13 protein-coding genes are annotated in these 20,943 nt (G+C 47.9%); 11 read left to right on the plus strand and 2 right to left on the minus strand.

The window, feature by feature from the left end:
- Positions 1–124: 124 nt before the first annotated feature.
- Positions 125–895 (minus strand): SDR family NAD(P)-dependent oxidoreductase, encoded by a 771-nt coding sequence (locus PAT3040_RS00475; protein WP_181376358.1) that lies wholly within the window; start codon positions 893–895, stop codon positions 125–127.
- 59 nt (positions 896–954) lie between these two features.
- Positions 955–1,911, minus strand: a complete 957-nt coding sequence (locus PAT3040_RS00480) for an alcohol dehydrogenase catalytic domain-containing protein (protein ID WP_108991083.1) — start codon at positions 1,909–1,911, stop codon at positions 955–957.
- 217 nt (positions 1,912–2,128) lie between these two features.
- Here PAT3040_RS00480 and PAT3040_RS00485 point away from each other — a divergent pair, with 217 nt between their 5' ends.
- The 11 genes from PAT3040_RS00485 to PAT3040_RS00535 all read left to right on the plus strand — a co-directional run bounded on the left by PAT3040_RS00485 (position 2,129) and on the right by PAT3040_RS00535 (position 20,931).
- Positions 2,129–2,800 carry a GntR family transcriptional regulator gene (locus PAT3040_RS00485; RefSeq protein WP_108991084.1) on the plus strand — a complete coding sequence of 224 codons (672 nt, stop codon included), beginning with the start codon at positions 2,129–2,131 and terminating at the stop codon, positions 2,798–2,800.
- Between the two features lie 100 nt (positions 2,801–2,900).
- On the plus strand, positions 2,901–3,872 hold the full coding sequence (locus PAT3040_RS00490) for a C-terminal binding protein (protein ID WP_108991085.1): 972 nt from the start codon (positions 2,901–2,903) through the stop codon (positions 3,870–3,872).
- A gap of 28 nt (positions 3,873–3,900) precedes the next feature.
- The gene (locus tag PAT3040_RS00495) at positions 3,901–4,839 is read left to right on the plus strand and encodes a DUF5107 domain-containing protein (protein ID WP_181376359.1); all 939 of its coding nucleotides are present in this window, start codon (positions 3,901–3,903) and stop codon (positions 4,837–4,839) included.
- Positions 4,781–6,040: a M24 family metallopeptidase gene (locus PAT3040_RS00500; RefSeq protein WP_258234770.1), complete on the plus strand. Its 1,260-nt coding sequence runs from the start codon at positions 4,781–4,783 to the stop codon at positions 6,038–6,040. The genes PAT3040_RS00495 and PAT3040_RS00500 overlap by 59 nt, the downstream gene beginning before the upstream one ends.
- Before the next feature lie 206 nt (positions 6,041–6,246).
- Positions 6,247–8,493, plus strand: coding sequence for a DUF6259 domain-containing protein (locus PAT3040_RS00505; RefSeq protein ID WP_108991088.1), 2,247 nt, complete (start codon positions 6,247–6,249; stop codon positions 8,491–8,493).
- Between the two features lie 41 nt (positions 8,494–8,534).
- Positions 8,535–10,247 carry a sensor histidine kinase gene (locus PAT3040_RS00510; RefSeq protein WP_108991089.1) on the plus strand — a complete coding sequence of 571 codons (1,713 nt, stop codon included), beginning with the start codon at positions 8,535–8,537 and terminating at the stop codon, positions 10,245–10,247.
- Positions 10,248–10,249: 2 nt separating this feature from the next.
- Positions 10,250–11,824: a response regulator gene (locus PAT3040_RS00515; protein ID WP_108991090.1), complete on the plus strand. Its 1,575-nt coding sequence runs from the start codon at positions 10,250–10,252 to the stop codon at positions 11,822–11,824.
- Between the two features lie 97 nt (positions 11,825–11,921).
- Positions 11,922–13,322, plus strand: a complete 1,401-nt coding sequence (locus PAT3040_RS00520) for an extracellular solute-binding protein (protein WP_108991091.1) — start codon at positions 11,922–11,924, stop codon at positions 13,320–13,322.
- Between the two features lie 84 nt (positions 13,323–13,406).
- Positions 13,407–14,303, plus strand: coding sequence for a carbohydrate ABC transporter permease (locus PAT3040_RS00525; RefSeq protein WP_108991092.1), 897 nt, complete (start codon positions 13,407–13,409; stop codon positions 14,301–14,303).
- Positions 14,304–14,309: 6 nt separating this feature from the next.
- Positions 14,310–15,641, plus strand: a complete 1,332-nt coding sequence (locus PAT3040_RS00530) for a carbohydrate ABC transporter permease (RefSeq protein WP_108991093.1) — start codon at positions 14,310–14,312, stop codon at positions 15,639–15,641.
- Positions 15,642–15,843: 202 nt separating this feature from the next.
- Positions 15,844–20,931 carry an S-layer homology domain-containing protein gene (locus PAT3040_RS00535; RefSeq protein ID WP_181376361.1) on the plus strand — a complete coding sequence of 1,696 codons (5,088 nt, stop codon included), beginning with the start codon at positions 15,844–15,846 and terminating at the stop codon, positions 20,929–20,931.
- Positions 20,932–20,943: the final 12 nt, after the last annotated feature.

Here is a 20,943-nt window from a genome sequence, read left to right on the forward strand (position 1 = left end):
CATGAAGGACACCTCGATCCGTTTTAATCCCGAGTTGGATCTCATCTTTATGAATAAAGTTTATAAATTTCATATACAACTGCTCCTTTAGATTTGATTTAGGGATTCCTCGCGAGATGATGGCTTACAGCTCAGCCAACATGCCGCCATCAATGACCAAACCGCTGCCAATAATAAACTTGGCTTCGTCACTGGCCAGAAAACAAATCAAGTTTGCCACTTCTTCCGGCTCGCCAATGCGGCCTAGCGGCTGTGAGTCTTTCCAGTCTTCCCGAGGGTTCGGAGCGTTGTTTCCTTCTATTGTCGCCCAGCGGTCAAGCATGGATGTGGCTGTTGCTCCTGGCAAAACGGCATTTACGCGTATACCTTGCTTAGCAAAATCAATTGCCATACTTTTGGTCAGGGCCAAGATTCCGCCTTTGGATGCTGCATAAGCGGAATGTTTGGCTAAAGTGGCATGAGCATGAACTGAAGCTACATTAATGATGCTGCCGCCACCGCCGGTTATCATGGGAGGGATTCCATATTTGCCAAGCAGATAAGCGCTTGTTAAGTTCGTGTTGATGGTTTCTTGCCATTCTTCTTCGGGCAGATCGACAACGTTATTTAAAGATTCAATTGCAGCACTATGAACGATGATATCTAGTCTTCCATAAGCTTCTATAGTTATATTAATCAAATTTCGGATGTCTGCTGATAGGCCGACATTTGTAGGAACGAACATAGCGGTACCGAGATTCTGTTCGATTCTGGCTAATGTTGTTTGGGCATTTTGTTCGGACCTATTTGCAGTAACTACTTTGGCTCCTTCCGAAGCCAGGCGAATAGCGGTTTCCCTGCCGATACCCGTGCCTCCACCGGTTACAATGGCTACTTTATTTGAAAATCGATACACAATACCCACCTCATCCCAATCGGATTATGATTACCTTTTCTATCAAAAGGACTTTATGGTTAAGGGATCAAAAATACTTTGCTTTTTGTAATTTTCTGTCCTGCCAGATCAGCAAATATGCGTGCGCCTTCCGATAAAGGGGCAGCAGTGCTCCAGCCATCGGTACGAATCATACCATCCACAAGGAGTTGCAAGGATTGCTTAAAATCCTTTGCCGAATAGGAATAGGAAGTAAGCAGTTTCAGTTGGTTACGTATTGCTTGATTAATAGGCAGTAGCGAGTCATTGTGTCCAAGCCCGATAAAAAGCACAGTGCCCCCTGGTTCGCTAGCATCTATTGCGAGCTTGCGTGTCTCCGTAATCCCTACACAATCTGCTACAATAGGGAACCCCGTTTTCATTTGAATCAATAAGGCTTCTTTCTTTAGCTCATCAGGTGTAAATGCCCCTGTTGCTCCAATTGCAAGCGCATAATCCAAGCGATTACGGTTGCTGTCAGTTATATATATCGGCCCAAAACCCATGGCTTTAGCGATTTGCAAGGTGAGAATACCAATTGCGCCAGCACCGATAATGAACAACGGCACAAAAGGAGATTCTGCAAATAGATTCAACGCATGAAGGCATACAGCGCCGGGTTCCGCTAATGAAGCGACGGCTGCATCCACTTTTTTGTCAACAAGTATAGCTTGATGGGCGGGTACAGCCACGTATTCAGCGAATGCTCCGGGGCGGTCAATCCCAATGAATGTACGCTTGCGACACACATTTGCTTGTCCGGACAGACAATAATGGCATCGTTGACAGGATAACATGGGATTGACAACTACAAAGTCCCCTTCTTTAAAGGCGATATCGGTACCTCGACTCGTTGTAACGATTCCTGAGAACTCATGTCCCATAATGAGCGGGGGATGACGCACGCTGCTTTTTCCCAAGTATCCTTCAAGCTCGCTGCCGCATATTCCGACAGAGGATACTTGAAGCAAAATTTCTCCGTGTTGTAATTCAGGCATCTTTACGGATTCGTAGCTTAATTGTTCAGGACCGTTATAAACAAGAGCTTTTATTTTCTACCCCTCCATTTGCATCTCAAAATAAAAAACTGTCGACAGTTTTATGTTATAGAAAATCACGATGACTGTCAATTCGCATACAAGCGTAGAGTAAAATCCGTTTTCAAATTAAAGATTTTTATGATAGACTTCACCTAAAAGGTGAAAGGAAATAAAGATGGAAAAAATCAGAAGAGATGTGTTGGGTGACACGATTACGAAGTATCTTCGAAGGGCAATTTTGTTGGGAGAGCTGCCGGATGGACATCATTTGGCTGAGCCTGATTTAGCGCAGCAGTTCGGTACAAGCCGTTCGCCTGTTCGAGAGTCGTTGCTGCATCTCATTCGGGAGGGTTTTGCAGAACGTTTGCCCAACGGACGAGTATGCGTCCGTCATTTTACATTTCAGGATATTCACAACCTGTTTGAGTTCAGGTTCATGCTGGAGAGTCAATCGATAAAAAAATGGATACATCATGATCAAAGGGCGTTGCCAGAAGACGAGTTTAAGATCTTGTTAGATAAAATGCAGAAAAGCTATATTTCTTCGGAGCAATTTTCTGAGTATGATATGGAATTCCATAAAAAAATCGTACATTTGTCTAACGATAAGTCAATGATTCAGGCCTGGAGCGGATTAGAGGAAGTTATAAAATCCATTTTACAAATTACCAATCAGAGCAACGGTAGAGCGGAATCCATTTTGGAGCAGCATCAAAATATGATATCACTGCTAATGAGCAATTCCGGATACGACGAAGTTTGTGCAGTAATAAAGCAGCATTTAAATGAAGCGGAATCAGTAATGGTTACCCGAATTAAGGAGATAAGGAAGGAGACTTTGATTTAACCGCTGAGAAGTCTCCTAAAGCGAATCTTGACAGTTAGGAGGCCTTTTTATATCATAAAAACTGTCGACAGTTTTTATTCGAGAAATGGGAGCGATATAAATGAAAGCGGTTATTACGCCACATGGGTTTCCAAATGTGAATCAAGAAAAGGCGCTGCTAGCAGAGATTGGCGTTGAGTTAGAGGAAATTAAAAGTTTAGATCCGCAGGAGATTGGCGAACTGTCTCGAGATGCTGAGGTGCTGTTTGTCCAATATGCAAAGATAACGAAGGATACAATTGTTCAATTGGAGAAGTGCAAGGTTATTATACGCTATGGCATCGGAGTCGATAATGTTGATCTGGAAGCCGCAGCTGCTAAAGGCATTTATGTATGCAATGTTCCTCACTATTGCGGAGATGAAGTAGCCGATCATACCTTCTGTTTGATGTTAGCGGCAGCCCGCAAACTGGTGAGCGTTTCTCGTCAGGTACAGGATGGAAATTGGGACTTCATCAATCAACGTCCTATTTATAGTCTGGCAGGTCATGTGCTTGGCCTTATTGGTTGTGGATATATCGCTCAAAAGGTTGCCGTTCGGGCACAGGCATTTGGCATGCAAGTTGTCGCTTATGACCCCTGGCTTCGCCAGGATTTAGCGGATAAATTAAATATCAAGTTAGTAGAACTGGAGCAATTATGCGCTCAATCGGATTACATCTCGCTGCATATTCCCTTGACCTCGAATACGCATCATTACGTGGACGCTCGGCTTATGGCGATGATGAAGACGGGTGTCGTGTTGATCAATACAGCCAGGGGAGGATTAATAGATGAGCAGGCGGCCAAGCAAGCGCTGGAGTCCGGACATGTAGGCATGATCTGTCTGGATGTATTGGAGGAGGAACCACCACAGGACAATCATCCATTGATCGATGCACCGCAGGCTATTATTACGCCGCACATGGCTTATTATTCTGAGGCTTCTTTGCCTCGACTGCAGAAATTGGCGGCAGAGGAAGCTGTTCGCGTTCTTCGGGGGGAACCGCCGCTTGCTCCGGTTAACGACAAATGGATGTCCAAGCAGAACTAAACAATCAGGCGAGGGAAGGAGGCAAATATTGATTTCATATCAGATAGAGCAGTCGTTTGAAGCCGTTGTTATCGAAAACGATGATTTAATGGTGAAAATATTACCTCAGCTGGGTGGCAAGATCTACTCCTTAGTAAATAAACGCACGGGGAGGGAATGGATGGATCGCCCTTCTGGGAGAGTGTTTCGACGCCCTGTACCAGGCACGTCTTGGGGAGATTGGGATCGCTGCGGCTGGGATGAATTGTTCCCCTCTATTGATGCCTGCAATTTCCCAGGACCGTATCTTGCGGGTACGGCAGTGCCCGATCATGGTGAAGTATGGTCGCTCCCCTGGTCTTTCAGCCAGATAGGAACCGACGGCATTCGTCTATACGTTAACGGAAATATATGGCCGTACAGGCTGGAAAAAACCGTTTGCATTAGCGATAATAGCGTGGAATTCAACTATAAATTAACCAATTACAGCAAAGAGCCCCTTCCTTATATTTGGGCTCCACATCCGATTCTTGCGGGATCGGATTCCTTTGAGATTAAGCTTCCTATCGGCATTGACAAGGCTATTACAAGTTTTTCAGTAAATGAGCGGTTGGGAAAACGGGGTGGGATTCATAATTGGCCGCTTGCAACGGACTGCTCGGGCAAGATGATCGACCTGTCGAATATGCCGGCTCGGCACACGAATGCAGCGGAGAAGCTATATCTTGCATCTCCTCTCATGGAGGGCTGGTGTTTGGTCAGAGATCGGATAACCGGCGAACAGTTTAAGATGACATTTGATCCTGCTCAATTGCCTTATTTGGGTATTTGGATCAATGCAGGCGGCTGGGATGGAGAGTATCACATTGCTTTGGAACCAGCAACCGGTTTTTTGGATAATCTGGAGGAATCCTACGCTTGTCAGAAATGTGCCATTCTTGCAGGAGGAGAAACAAGAAGCTGGTGGCTACAAGTTCATATCACCTAGTGCTACCCATTTAGCGAGGAGGCGATTTCCAATAGATCGTTACGAACAGCTCCAACATAAAATGAAAGCTTCGGGATTGGACGCGGTCATATGCAGGCTGCCGGAAAACGTGCTTTTTTTGACAGGCTATTGGCCGGTTAGCGGAATTGGATGTGTAGTTTGTCCTCAGGTTGGAAACCCGGTTTTGATCGTAACTGACCTTGAGGAGCAATACATGATAAAAAACCGGATTAAAGATGTGCGATTTGTTCCTTATGGAACGTTATCCTCAGGGGATATATATGAACAAACGACTGTTGTGTTGCGAGAAATTGCAGATGAATTTGATTTGATAGGTAAAAAAATCGGGTATGAGGCCAGTTTTGAAACCATTGCACCGCCTATGAATTCCGCAGAGCCTACCATTCCCGCGCAACGAACGGCAGCAATGATAAAGGCCGTTTTTCAAGGACCGGATTTACTGGATGCTACAGGTATACTGAACGCATTGAGAGCGATAAAAAGTCCATATGATATTGCGCAATTGCAAATTGTACATGAGATTGCCGAGAGCGGGTTAGCTGTTTTTGTAGATATGCTGAAGCGCGGCGTAAGGGAAATCGATATTTCATCGGCAGTGGAGGCGGAAATTGCTCGTTATGGCTTTGGTTATAAAGGCATGCAGCATGTCCGCGCATGGGCGCAGTTGATGACTGGCAAACGTTCCTCGCAAGCGTATAGTCCATTTCCGGCTTCCAGCGTTAAGGAGGTTCAACAAGGGGACATGGCTGTGCTGGAGCTTGCGGTTGTTGCCGATGGATATTGGGCGGATTTGACGAGGACTCGCGCTGTTGGCTCTGCAACAAATGAGCAGTTGAATGCGTATCGAGCCATTATGGAGGCACAGGGGAAAATTCGTCCACTATTGCGGGAGGAAAACACCGGAGCTGCTGTCGACGCGGCGGGGAGGCAGATTATAGCAGGCGCCGGGTATGCAAGTGGGTTTATTCATTTGACCGGTCATGGTTTGGGTTTCAAATATCATGAGCCTGTTCCGATGCTGCATCCCGAGTCATGTGATGTATTGCAGGCAGGGATGGTCACTTCCGTTGAGCCAGGAATTTATCGGGCAGGTGAGTGGGGAATAAGGGTGGAAGAGAATGTTGTAATTACAAAGGACGAGCCTTTATATCTGTCTACTTTTTCAACGGATCTTATTTAATAATTAATTAGTAAACATTAGCCCTTCAATAAGTCGACTCTATTGTTTCGACTATAGAAGGGTTATTTGTCTATTGTACAGCTAAAAAAAGATAACTTAGTTATATCGAATAGTTAAGGCTGCCTATAACCTGCCGGTGTCCATTCCCTATACAATGATGGTTAGCTCTATAGAAGAATATCTGAAACAGGAAAGGAAGATATCTGATGTTTATTGGCAACAGTAAGATGGCGATACGTCTGGATGAGAATAACGGCTCGATTATTTCATTAAAGAGTGGGATGACCGAGCTGACGGGCGTATCCGCCAGAAGCATCCCTTTGTTTGCGCTTCGCTTCCGTGATGCAGAGGGAAAGATTCTGCTGCTAAGTGCTCATGAAGCTGGCCGCTTTGAAATGATGCATAAAGAAAGCGATAACGAAAACTCGTTAGAGCTTGTGTATGCCGAGGTAGGAGAAATGGGTGCCACAGTGCATGTAAGCGTGCGACTGCCGCATGGCGACAACCGCAGTTACTGGCGGCTTGAGGTGGAGCATCAAACGGAACTGACGCTCGAGTGGATCGATTTTCCCGGCCTGACGGTGGAGAACGGACTGACAGGCCCGGAGGGCAAAAGCAGATTGTTATGGCCTGGAAATGAAGGTGTGCTGGTAGATCGGTTGGACATACGCGATGCGAACAAATGGATCGCCTACCAGGAGGCGGAATATCCGAGCCGAAGTATTGCCAGCATCTATCCGAGCGCCGTGCCGACACAATTTATGGCGTATTACAACGAGCATGCCGGTTTGTACATGGGGGCGCATGATGACCAAGGGCATGTAAAGTTGATTGATTATTACGGGCTGGAGGGTGATATTCGGTTGCAATTTCGGCTATACCCCGCATCGGAAGGGCCTGGGCTGTACCGAATGGATTACGATATGGTGCTGGCGGTGTTTGAGGGGGACTGGCACGACGCGGCGGCGATTTATCGATCGTGGTACCTGAGCGAATCAAGTGCGCGGCCGACTGCGCTTGCCAGCCGTCCCGGTTTGCCGGAATGGTACGAGGATTCACCGGTCGTCGTGACCTACCCGGTACGCGGGACGCAGGATCTTGACAATATGGAGCCGAATGACTATTTCCCTTATGTGCAAGCGCTGCCATGTTTGGAGCAACTGGCTAATGCGTTCGACAGCCGGGTCATGGCGTTATTGATGCACTGGGAAGGTACGGCTCCGTGGGCGCCGCCTTATGTATGGCCGCCATACGGTGGCGAGGAGCTGCTTGCCGAATTTGCCAACGGGCTGCACGCCAAAGGGAATTTGCTGGGGCTTTATTGCAGCGGCATCGGCTGGACCGAACAAAGTCATCTTGTGCAATCCTATAACAAAAAGGAGCAGTTCGACGAGCAGCAACTGGCGTCCGTCATGTGCTTGTCGCCGGAAGGGACGCTCCCTTATTCGGCAATCTGTACGGGACAGCGGAGCGGCTACGATCTGTGTCCTTCCCAGCCATTTGTCAGCGAAACCGTTTTGAACGAGACGGAGCGGATGATTGCCGGTCATTGCGATTACATTCAATATTTCGACCAGAATCACGGCGGCAACTCCTATTTCTGCTACAGCCGCGAACACGGTCATGCCCCGGCGCCAGGACGCTGGCAGGTGGAGGCGATGAAGCATCTCATCACACGAATGAACGAAGCGTCGGAAAAGGCCGGACGCAAGGTCCTCTTCGGGTGCGAGTCGGCGGCTGCCGAACCGTTTATTGAAGGGCTGCTGTTCAATGATTTGCGTTTTAATATCAACTACACCATCGGTCAGCCTGTGCCGCTCTATGCTTACGTGTATCACGAATTTATCAATAATTTCATGGGGAATCAGAACCCTACGCAAGCCATTGTAGATTATGAGCATAGCCCTGAAAACCTATTGTACCGTCTGGCTTATTCCTTCCATGCCGGCGATATGCTTACGATCGTGCTTAAGGACAAAGGAGAAATTACCTGGAGCTGGGGCACCGAATGGAACGTTACAGCTCCGGATCAAGAGTCTGTCATCACTTTTGTCAGAACGGCAAACGCTTGGCGCAGGGGAGCGGGCAAAGCTTATCTGTTCTCCGGGCGGATGGAAAAACCAAACGAGTTAAAAAATGTTGCCCAGCTCGACATCGTCATGTTAAACGGACGACGGCTGACGGTACCAAGCGTGCTGACCAGCAAGTGGAGTGCGCAGGATGGGGATCAGGCGCAACTAGTCATCAATTACGCGACAGAGAGCAGTGAGACGGACGTTGTGCTGCCCAAGCTGGCAGGCGCCGTACTGACTGTTGTGGAAGATGCAAGCGGAGAGCGAATTAGAAAAGCCAAGGTATCCGCGGACGGGCTGCTGCGATTGAAGCTGGCTCCGTTACAAACGGTCATGATTGTTTTTCCGAAATCAACGTCATCTTCTCTTCCAGATCACTGATAATTGCTATATTGTAAGTAAAAAGAGGTAGGGGGGCACTCATGGGCGTAAGGTATCAGTTTCGCACAAAATTGCTGCTTTTGTTCCTGTCCATCATTTTGCTTACGCTTGTATCCATTGGATTTATTCATTATTGGAATTTGAAAAAAGAAGTGGAAAAGAGAGCTCGCGTTAACGTCGAGCATATTATGCAGCTTCAAATCAATGCGATAGAGAGCAGCATGGTCAATACGGAGAATGCGGCTTGGCGGCTGTCCTATGACAAAAGTGTTCAGAATTATATGACACAGCTGGCGCATCCGCCCGCAGAGTTGTCAAGCCAGCTCGACCGCCGCATTCAATTTGAGCAGCAGCGTTCTCAGATTGGCCGGTTTCGGTTTCTGGATTTTAACGGAAACGGCAAATCGTTTGGCACCACTTTGTTCGTGCGTTCCGAGGTAGATGAAATCCGCGATGCGGAGAGCATCCGCATTATGTCGGAGATGGATGACAAAAAAAATCACTGGCGCATTGCCTCCACTAGTCATTCGATTCCAAGGGAATTGTTGTTTATCAAGCCTGTCTTTGTCGTATCCAATTTTAAGCCGGCAGTGAACGTCGGTATATTGCAGGTTGATCTGAAGGCAGATTGGATAGTAAACAATCTGAAGGATTTGAAAAAACGAAATATCGGAGACTTCTATATCGCGAATGAGGACGGTCAGGTTTTGCTAGCAGCTGATTCGGCTGGTATGAAACGGACCCATGTATTGGCAGAAGCCGAGGATGGCTTGGTCATGCATTCACGGTTTACGATGACGGATTGGTATCTGGTTGCCGAGATCGATAAAACGATATTGCTTGAAGGCTCGCGCAAGGCGATGTGGCAATCGATAACGGCTGTCGGCGTTATTTTCCTCCTGGCATTTGGCATCACTGTAGCTTTCTCGAGCCAAATCACCAGACCTATCCTGCAATTGCGCCAAGCGATGAGACGAATGGAAAATGGTGTTTTTGATGTGACTGTGCCGGTGCATTCGAAGGATGAACTTGGATATTTAGGGACCAGCTTCAATCGGATGACGGAGAAAATAAATGTTCTTATTCATGAAAAGTATCAGGTTGAGCTGGCAGCCAAGGAGGCGCAATGGAATGCGCTGCAGGCGCAAATTAATCCCCACTTCTTGTTCAATACGCTCAGTTCGATCGAAAGTTTGGCCATAAGCGGCAAGGACCCAGACAAGATCAGCAAGATTATTCACTGTTTGGCGGATATGTTTCGCTACAGTATTAGCGCAGGAAAATACGGACAACTCGACGAGGAACTGGATCATATCCGAAATTATCTTTATATACAAAAAATTCGTTTTGGAAATTATTTGAGTTATATGGTTGACATAGAGGACCAATTGGCGGGGATGCAGATGATCAAGCTGCTGCTTCAGCCTTTGGTTGAAAACGCAATCATCCATGGCATCGAGAAAAAGCAGGACGGCGGTTATGTCAGTGTGCAAGTATTCTCGTTGTCCGAAGACGCTTATGCGATTGAAATCGAGGATAACGGTGCTGGCATGGGAGCGGCGGAGATGCAGAAGCTGCTGCAGAAGCTTAGCATGGCGGAAGAAATCGAAGCGGCAGGGCGGAGATCGATCGGGCTTCGAAATGTCGTGCAGCGGCTATCCCTGCATTATGGCGGAAAGGCAGAGTTTCATATGACCAGTGCAATTCAATTCGGGACTGTCATACGTCTGACGATCCCCAAGAGGGAGGGCTGACCATGTACAAGCTGTTGCTTATTGACGATGAACAAATCATTCTGGACGGTCTCGTTCAGAAAATAGATTGGGCCGGCCAGCGTATGGAATTAGCGGCCACAGCCACCAATGCGCTCTCTGCGCTGCGCTTGGTGGAGGAACTGAAACCGGATATCGTATTAACCGATATTCGAATGCCGGGTATGGACGGCATAGAACTGATCCAACACCTGAAGCAGCTTCATCCGCAGTTGCTTTGTATCATATTAAGCGGATATGGAGATTTTGATTATGCCAAGCGGGCTATCCAGTTTGGTGTCGAAGCGTATTTGCTGAAACCGGTAAGGGATGCGGAGCTGAATCGGACACTGGCTGAGATGGTCGGCAAGCTGGAGAAAAAAAACCTGGAGGATAGTTATGTTACAAGCCTCAGGCACAATTATAAAAAGCAACAGCAAAGTATGCTGAGCCTTTCCCTGACGAGGCTGATTTCCGGCAGCGCATTGCCGGAGGATCTGGCGCAGTTGCCGGAATTGCTGCTTGGAGGCACGGGATATGCAGTGCTCGTCGATATGGAGACGGTTAAATATCCGCATTTGGGTTTTCGAGAAGAAGAGCAATCGCTTTTTCACTATTGCGTTCTTAATATAATTGAAAACTGCCTGTCCTTGCATGGGATTCCGGGTATTGTGTTCAAGCATGCCTTTAATCGATATGAATTTGTTGCATTGATAGGGTCCGTATCGACCCGTGACAACAGCGCATACTTGCAGGAGGCGATTGTGCATATTGCCCGCTATTTGCGCGTCGATGTCACGGTGGGGGTCGGAACGCCCTTCAGGCGCCTTACTGAGCTCGGCCGTTCTTACACGGAAGCGAGGCAGGCCAGTCTGAATAAGGTGCTACGCGGGGGCGGGGTAGTTTATAAGTATAAGCTAGCCACTCGCCATAGCGATCAGCATACGCTTAGTGCCGACGAGCAGAGAATGCTGGTTCATTGTCTGGAAACGCATAATGTGAAGACGATTGCCGATTGGCTGATCAAAAGATTGCGGCTGCTGGCGGAAGATAATGCAGTCGGTTATCAGGAACTGCAGCAATTTATGGAGCAAATCATGGAGACACTGCAGTTGTTTCGCCAAAAAACCGGGTTTGATGCCAGCATGGAAGACCGACCGGCCATTTTGCATCGCGAATCGGATATGGAAGCTATATATGTCGAGCTGCTGCAGCTATTCGAATATTTTGCGTTGCGTCCGCAGACTGGCAGCCGATTGACAGGCGAACAAATTGTGGAGGAAGTCATCCGCTATATCGACCAGCATTACAACGAGGACATTTCCTTACAGTGGATTTCGGCCACCTATTATATTCATGCCAACTACTTCAGTCGTATCTTCAAGGAGAAGGCGGGCGTCACGCTGTCGGAATATATTTTACAGACACGTATGAAGCAAGCGATGCAATTGATCAAGGAAACTCCGCTGCAGATCAAAGAAATTGCACAACTGGTCGGTTACGAGCAACCGGCCTATTTTAGCCTTATTTTCCGCAAAACGTTTGGTATCTCACCGATCCAGCTCCGCGGTGCGAAATAGTTGATTTACTGATAGCAACGCGTTAAATCTGCGTATAACGTAGCCAAGTCCATGTTTCTTATACTGATATCGTAAGCAGAAAAAGGGAGGCGTTTATATGTGGAGAAAAAAAGCAATCAGCATGGGGCTGATTGCAATCATGAGCGTGATGGCCGCTTGCGGGTCGACAGGCGACAACAAGCCGGCGGAAAGTGCGGGCGGCAACGCAACTGCCCCTGTCAAGACGAATTCGCCCGGAGAAACGGACAAGCAGGTAACGATTACAGTATGGGATAAATCGCCGGATGATGATGTGTTCAAGTCAGTTCTGGATGAAATATACGCCGAATTTGATGCTACGCATCCCCATATTAAAGTCAATCATGTCGCATCGCCGCCGGGTACAAGCGTTAACGAAGTGTTTATGACGGCCAATGCAGGCGGAGAAGGGCCAGACGCTTTTCAAAATGCCAGCTTCCCGGATATCCGCGATTGGGTAAAGGCGGGCGTCGCGTATGATCTAAGCCCGTATTGGAACGATTATGCGGACAAGGATCAGTATTTGCCCTCAGCTATGGAGCAAGCGACGATCGATGGGAAGGTATATGGCGTACCGGCGGATATGTATTTGATGGGTTTGATGTACAGGAAAGATTTGTACCGCGAAGCCGGGCTTGATCCTAATTCGCCGCCGAAGGATTGGGAGGAGTTTGCAGAAGTCTCCCAGAAATTGACAAATACGGATAAAAAGCAGTATGGATACGCATTGCTGGGCATGGATTGGGCGGACTGGTTTTTCGAGTATTACGTCTGGCAGGCAGGCGGGGATCTGACCACGAAGAACGAGGACGGAACAATTACGCTCGATTTCACCAAGGAGCCGACCGTAACGGCTCTTCAATACTGGCATGATCTAAAGTGGAAATACAAGGTCGTGCAAAGCAATGTGGCGCAAAACTTTGACGACAACAAACAAGACTTCTTCCAGAAACGCGCGGCGATGATGCTCGGATCGTCCGACATGTTCGGTGATTTCGCTTCAAACGGCGTAAGCCTGGATGATGTAGGTTTCAGTTCGCTTCCTGTCGGTCCATCCGGTAAGGCTCCGTCCCAGGTAGGCGGAAGATACTGGATTATCAACCCGAAATCGGATAAGGAAAAGCAGGATGCAGCTTGGGAATACATCGTCTATATGAATTCCAAGGAAGTGCATGACAAGCTGAATACATTCCGTCTCGACAATGGCATTATGCCGAATTTGCTATCGCCTCGCAAGGACGTTAATCCATTGGAGTTTACGTCGAACGTCCCGCAGGATCTCGTTGCAAATGTTCAAAAGGCGGCTGGAGACACGCAGCTGGAATACGCCCTCAAGAGCCGTCTGAGTCCATACATCGTACCGGCGATTCAGAAGGTACTGTTGACCGAGAAGGTGGACATTGCTGCAGAGCTGAAGGATGCTGAGGAAAAGGCGCAGCGCGAGGTTGTTGGTCCATACAATGCAGAAATAGGCAAGTAGTGCTAGCGGTATAAAGACAGGCGGGGGATGTCTTCTGACAAGCGGACATCCCCCGTTTATGTCAAGAAAGGAATGATCTTTTGTATGGAAAAGGTTTCACTCGCAGTCCCTCTCAAATACAGAAAGAAGAAGCGATTTCCAATATTGGCTGCACTGTTCTTGGTTCCATCGGTGCTGTCCTTTGTTGTTTTCAAATACGTACCCATGCTTTATGCGATTGTCATGAGCTTGTTTGATTTCAGCATTATGAATCCACCGGGCCCGTTCGTCGGGTTGAGCAATTTTATCCACCTGTTTAAGTCCTCCTTGTTTCAGACGGCCCTATACAACACCTTCGTTATTGCTTTGTTATCGTTGGTTATGACGTTCTGGATTCCCATTTTACAGGCGATGTTGCTCATTGATATACGCAGAGGCAACACGTTGTTCCGCTTTCTGTATCTGTTGCCTGCAGCAGTGCCGTCGATTGCCGCAGTGTTGATCTGGAAGTGGCTGTACAATCCCGATTATGGTTTGCTAAACGCTATTTTGGAGCGAATCGGACTGCCTGCCGTAGGCTGGCTCAATGATCCGGCCATAGCCAAGTTTTCACTGGTGCTGCCAGGCGTGCTTGGCGGCGGCTTGGCTGTGCTCATTTATTATTCGGCGTTGCAGGGGGTATCGCGTGAGATTGTGGAATCGTCCACCATTGACGGGGCGGGGCCATGGCGACGTATGATTTCGATTTATTTACCTGGACTGAAATTTATTATCGGCATTCAATTTATTCAATTTTTGGCGACGGCTTTCTTGGCGTTTGACAATATTTATGTGATGACTGGCGGGGGGCCTGCCAACAGCACCAATGTTATGTCGTTAATGGTCTATAACAGTGCATTTAAACAAAACCAATTTGGCATGGCCGGAGCCATTTCTTTCATCATATTTGCCATCGTAGCCATCATTACGTTGATTCAGATCAAGGTTTCCAACAAGGAGTAGGAGCAGATGAAACAGAGTCGAATCAAAGAAAAGGGCCAGACCAGCTTTAAAGCCTTTGCGTATGCCTTTTCGATCCTATCCATTGTGTTGCTGCTGTTTCCGCTTGGGTGGGCGATCAGTTCCTCGTTAAAGGATCCGATATCGCTTTACCAGTTTCCGCCCAAGTGGATACCGGAACAGCCTCAGGTCGTTACGATTGTGGTAGATTACAGCGATTCGGATATGAGCGATCAACAGGCATTGGAGCGGGATGGCCTTAAGGCGATGTGGTACAGCTGGAAAAGGAAGCAAAATGAAGCGATCGGTGAAATGCGGACCATTGGGATGAGAGACGGCCGGGTTCTTTACGAGATGAAGATGCGGGCGTTCGAGTTTAACGCCGGAAGATCTTATGTGCTGCCGACGGAAGTGTTTACCGATCAGATGATGAAGACAAAATACATGCTGATAAAGGAACGGGGTTACTCGCACGTTACCTGGCATGGCTTGGATAGCGAAACTGTTTATAGCCCGAAGCAGAGAGCTGTTTCGAGTACGGAGGATCAACTATCTGCCCAAATCGATGCCTTTCTGCAAAGCTCTTCGTTTTTGGAGGGGGATGTACGGACGGTTTCCCAGAGCGGGGATTGGATGCGGATATTTGACAATTATTTGGCGATCTTTAAAGAGAATTCTCTCACAAGCAAATCGGCAACGATATTGAACAGCTTCATGAACAGCGTATATGTGGTGGTGCTGTCGATTTTTTCGCAGCTGTTGCTGGGCGGAACCGCAGCCTACGCCATATCGAAGCTGATCGGCAAGCAATGGTCCAACAGGTGGACGTTATTTTTTGTGGCGACGATCATGATCCCCGAGGTGGCCATCATCGTTCCGCTATATTTGGTCATCGGGGAACTTGGGCTGACCAACAACCTATGGGGGGTCATTTTGCCGCATACCTCATGGGGCATTGTCATTTATATGTTTAAGGGCTTTTTTGATCAAATTCCGGATGAGATGCTGCAAGCGGCCCGAATGGATGGGGCGAACGAATGGCGAATTTTTTACAGCATGATCGTTAAGCTTTCTATTCCCATCTTTACAGTCATCTCCATTATGACCTTTATGGCGGTCTGGAACGAATTTTTATGGCCGCTAATTGTGCTGCGCGATGAAAGCCTGTATACCTTTACACTCTATATTACGAGTGAAGCATCGAGACCCAGGGCGGCCGGCACCGGCCAATCCACGATGGCCATGCTGCTGCTGGCGGCCATACCGCTTATGGTTGTGTTTGCGACCTGCCAGAGGTTGATCGAGCGGGGTGTAAGCTGGAGCAGCGGTGTCAAAGGGTAGTCGCTCTGTACCAAACAGATATAATTTTCATATCGCAAAGATAAATTTCTATCTAACCGCCTCCCTCGGCATTTTGATACGATGAAAACGTATTCACACAAAATAGCAGGGAGGCTTTTTGATGCAGGGAAGTAGGGGAAATCGTTTACAGTTAGCGCCAGAAAATATCAGAGGCTTATCTCAATCGGAAAGGAGGCATCCCATGTATAGCAATGCTCTTCGCAAGTGGTTATCCGTCAGTATTGTACTAGCCATGCTAGCAAGTTTTTTTCATGGAACCGTCGCGTTTGCCGACATCGATAATAACCCAAGCGTATCGGGTTGGAATATTTCAAATATTGGACAAGCGAATGCCGGACATAGCTTAAGCACCTCGGAAAAAAAGGCGGGATCACATTCCTTGCACCTGTATAATGAATCCGACATTCAGCCCAATGTTTTTTATCTTGTCATGAAAGATGTGCCCGTAGAACCGGGGGCTGATTATACCCTTAGTCTTTGGGCAAAAGGGGAGAATGTAAAGAGAGCGTTTTTCGGCGGAAATAATGGCAGCCAGACAATCCGCAACTACGATCTTTCAGAGCTTTACGGTCTTACCTATGATTGGACAGAGTTTGAACAGTCCTTTACCGCACAAGCGGATCAAACGACGTTTGGTTTAGTGATCCTTGTTGAAGATAGAACAGATCATCTGTGGATCGATGAAGTATCAATAGTCAAGAACGGAACCACGGAAAATCTGGTTGTTAACGGCGGTTTCGAAGTCGGGACTTCACAGGTTACGGCCAATCCCCCTGCAGGCAATGTTTTTCCCGGCACAGAGGTTGTGCTGACAGCGTCCAGCCCCGATGCGAATATTCGTTATACGCTGGATGGAAGCGATCCCTGGTCGTCAGACACGGCAATGGATTACACAGCGCCGATCACTATTCATGATCCTCTGGTCATTCATGCATACGCAGCCAATGAAACCGATCCACAGGGGGCGTTGGCCAGGTTTGAATACACTACAATGATAGACGGGGAGTCGTGGCAAGACCTCAACTCCTATCTGGGCTCCCTCGGTACAGAACGGAAAATACCGATTCTTCATAAAATGAATGGCAGCCAGCTTGAGGGAAACTGGGAATATTGGTCCGACTTTACTGGAGCATCATTGCCGGCAGACATCACCAGCCAGGTTCAAATGACGGGTTGGAACGGGGCGGGAGATGCATCTGCCCAGTCGAAATTTGCGTATGACGAAGACGGGTTCTATGTTGCCGTGCAAGTTCAGGACGACATTCATCATAGCGTGGAGAACGACATGATGTGGTCAGGGGACAGCGTACAGTTCGCCTTCACTCCGGATGGTTCTAGTTATGGTCCGGAATACGGGCTTAGTCTGGACCCGAACGGGGAAGCAAGGATCTGGAGATGGGCAGCCGGACAAGCCGCTGCTAATACAGATGAAGTGGAATTCCATGTAAGTCGTTCCGGAAACTATACCTATTATGAAGCCAGACTGCCATGGGCAACGATCTATCCCGTTTCAGCCATTCCGGAAGGCGATGTGCGGTTTTCATTCTTGGTTAATGATAATGACGGAAGCGGTCGGAAAGGCTGGATTGAATGGACGGCTTCTATGGGCTTCGCCAAGTATCCCAGCACCATGTCTGAACTGCAGCTTATGCCAGAAGGTGATCAATGGACTGTGCTGTTAGACGGTCCCCGCGAATTCCCTGCACATGAACAACAAATATTTGAACTGGTTATTCCCAACTTTGGCGATGAAGATATTCAGTTGAACGTGACTTCATCCCTGCTCGGATTGAATGGGTATCCCGTGGCGATACCGGCAAACAAGGTGTGGAAGAAACAAATTCCGCTCACCCTTAAAGAAAGAAAGGATCACACTGCTGTAGTTACTGTTCAGAGCAGCGATGGACAAACAAAAAGCGATCAGTTGCATTTTAAAGTAACAAACAGTCCCTCCGAACTGACATCCCGGGCGGCTGCTCTTGGGGAGCGATTGGGAGCACTGGAGGAAGCTTTGGCTCAAGCTAAAGCGATCAATATTCCCGTAGATTACGAAAAGGTGAATTACACGGTTGTCAGTCAATTTATTCCATATGTTATGGAGGATATAGAAGCGGGACTTTACGAGCGGGCCAGCTATCAGCTTGGGGAGATGGAACGCCTGTATGAGGAAGCGCTGGAGGATGTGCAAGCCTATCTTGCAGGCACAAAACAGCCCAAGCCGGTTAACCGCTATATAACGGGTGATATTGAGATTGATCGAACTTCATTCATCGCGGATACGAAGGGCGCCTATGACGTTGATAAAGTGCGAAAAGAAGTCTTTTTTACCGGATACGGGCATTTCGAGCAAGTCAGAAAGGATATCCCCAACTTCTTTGATTACGGGGCAAACATCATTCAAATTGAAGTGGGACCGAGTTATGTTATGAAACCGCCACACGCTATTCCGCATTGGGATGTCGGATCATCAGGTCTGATTGAAGCCAAGGCGGTCAAAGATCGTGAAGTTAAGCACAGTAATTCAAGCGGAGCGTTGCGCATTAGCAACCAAACTCCATTAAGCCCGCAAACCTACCTGAGGCTTCAACAAAATGTAACTATAAAGCCCAATACGGAATACACCATAGAAGCATGGGTGAAAGGAGAAGATGTCCAAGAAGAGGCAGTATGGTTTCCGGGGGGACCGGGCTGGATGGATAGACAGTATTTCCCTTCTGGCGATTATGATTGGACAAAAGTATCCCACACCTATACGAGCGGTGAAGAAGAGCAGTTTTCCTTTGTCATTTTAACCGAAAACTTGACGGAGAATCTTTGGATTGACGATCTTCGCATGTATGAGACAAACGATTCGTCTGAGGTCAATGTGCTGCAAAATCCGTTGTTTGACGATCAGGATTTGGTGGATCTGGGCCGCGAAGAATACGCAGGCGAGCTTTCCTACATGTATAATGACATTCTGCCGACGCTGCAGCGCGCAGCCGAGAATAATGTAGCTGTCAATCTGTTGCTGTCGCCTCATTATTTTCCGGATTTCTTGTTTAAGCTTTGGCCGGATATCGCAAGCAGCAATGACAACCCTTTTCTTAGATATACCATTTATGACGATCGTGCAAAGCAGTTTATTGAAGATTATTTGCGCCTAGTTGTCCCTTTGCTGAAGGATTCCCCTGCGCTGCACAGCATTACATTATCCAATGAAGGTGTATACCAGTCCTACAGGGACGAAGCGAACAAGCCGCTGTGGCAGAATTACTTGCAAAAACAATATGATGTTATTGCAGATCTGAATGCGGTACATGGAACGAATTATACCGATTTTGGGCAAATTCCGCTTCCGACTGGCGTGAGCCGAACGCCGGCGTTTTATGACTGGGTACAGTTCAATAACGATCAATTCTCTGGCTGGCATCAATGGATGGCGGACATTATCCATGAGATTATGCCTGATATTCCGGTTAATGCCAAGATTATGAATGGCACATTAAATCATATCAACAATTGGACCTGGGGCGTGGACGCGGAGCAGTTTAGCGAATTCACCCAGATTAATGGCAATGACAATGCCAATGTGTATTTGAATCCGGAGAATGGGTTCACTTACGAATTAAAGTTTTATGATCTGCAGACGTCGCTTAAGGAAGCACCGGTATTCAACTCTGAGAACCATCTTATTAAAGATGGCGAGGATCGTTATATCCCGCAACTGGCCAAACATGTGAGAACATCGCTGTGGCAAGGCGCAATCCACGGGATGAGCGCGACGACGATGTGGGTATGGGAGCGTACGTACGAACAAAATAGCGACTTTAAAGGCAGTGTTATGCACCGTCCGGATGCGGCAGCGATTGTCGGTCAGACCGGATTGGATCTCAACCGCCTGTCCGGCGAAGTGACAGCGTTCCAACAGGAAAAACCGGATGCAGCCATACTCTATTCGGTACCAAGCCTTATCTATAGCGCTACGTATCCGAATTCGCTAGAAAGCGCTTATGAGGCGATCAGCTACAATGGTTTGAGGGTTGGCTTTGCTTCAGAGAATCAGATCAAGAATAATGGGCTGGATGATCTGAAGGTCCTGTTTGTTCCTGAAGCTACGCATATCAAAGCGGACACGTTGACGAAGATCAAACAGTTTGTAGAACAGGGAGGGAAGCTGGTTCTTATGGGGCAGAACTCATTGGCTTACGATGAGTACAATCGCCCGCTTGCGTCTACTGATCGCGAGAGTGTCCTGAATCACTCCAACACGGTTAGCATTGATCCCGGGCAACCGAAGAAAGCGATCCGCGATCAGGCAACGGATCTGTTTGACAGCTTGGATCTGCTGGATGTACAGCTTATCGATACCGCAACGAATGAGCCGGTATATGGGACGGAATGGCGTTCAGTGCAATATGGCGATCAACTGCTCGTCAATGTTTCCAACTATTCATGGGAAACACAGGAAGTGAAACTGGTCATTGAAGGGGCCAAGTCTCTTACTTGGACGAATCTAATCAATGGTTCAAGCTCGAATAGCGACAAAGTTACATTGCTTCCCCATGAACCCATGTTGCTAGCAATCGATATTGTCAATGATGGCGGGGGGCAGCCGGGGACAGATCCAGGAACAAACCCAGGAACAAACCCAGGAACAAACCCAGGAACAAACCCAGGCACAAATCCAGGCACAAATCCCGGTACAGATCCAGGAACAGATCCAGGCAAAGGATGGACGGATCCTGCTGTGATCTTCAAGGATATGGGCTCCCACTGGGCTAGTGAAGCGATCGGAAGGGCTTTGTTTGCAGGTTGGGTACAAGGTTATCCAGATCAAACATTTCAACCGGATAAAGCGATAACGCGGGCCGAGTTTATCTCCCTATTATACCGGGTGTTGCAGTTGAAGCCTGCTTCGTCCAAGTTGCTTAGCGAATTTACCGATCATGGACAAGTCGGGAAATGGGCTCAGGCTGCGTTGGAGAATGCTGTAAGCGCGGGCTGGATCGTGGGTTACGCGGATCATACGATCAAGCCGAACCAGGCGATTAGCCGTACTGAGATGGCGGTTATCATGGCTCGGGCACTGAAGTTAGGGGCTGCAACTGGAACGTTGCAACCGTATGCCGATGATAACTTAATCCCTTTATGGGCCAAACAGAGCGTCTATGCATTGACTGAATCAGGGCTGGTCAAAGGGCGGAACCTGGGGAAATACGATCCGCAAGCCAACTTGACAAGAGCGGAAGCAGTAGTCCTCCTTTTGCGAATGTTGGAGCAAGAATAAGAGAGTCGATTC

The organism is Paenibacillus agaridevorans, assembly GCF_003112455.1.
In the GTDB taxonomy this organism is placed as follows: domain Bacteria; phylum Bacillota; class Bacilli; order Paenibacillales; family Paenibacillaceae; genus Pristimantibacillus; species Pristimantibacillus agaridevorans.